Raw genomic sequence first — 275 nt, forward strand, 5'->3', positions numbered from 1 at the left:
TCGGTTTCCATCGTGAACGGGACGGGTACCGAAACAGCCAGGTAGTGACGGGCATCATACAGATAGGTTTGCCCGCCGAGGAATCCACGCTTGCGACCCTGCACGACCACCACGATGCCCGGCTCATAGAGGACCGGCGTTTCACTCAATGCACGGTTGGACCTGAGGAAGCGCACATCCGGCAGCAGCGACAGGTTGTAGCCCTCGTCAGGGGCGAGCTCGGTGAGCAGCTGCACCATGCGCTGGTGCGCATTCGATTTTTTCTGCGCGGATTT

1 protein-coding gene is annotated in these 275 nt (G+C 60.0%); it reads right to left on the bottom strand.

The window, feature by feature from the left end; genetic code table 11:
• Positions 1–239 (bottom strand): AraC family transcriptional regulator (locus ACZ3HG_RS23565; protein ID WP_465334776.1); only part of this gene is annotated, 239 nt, incomplete at its 3' end.
• Positions 240–275 lie beyond the last annotated feature (36 nt).

The organism is Erwinia sp. PME.40.26/001 (assembly GCF_055556675.1).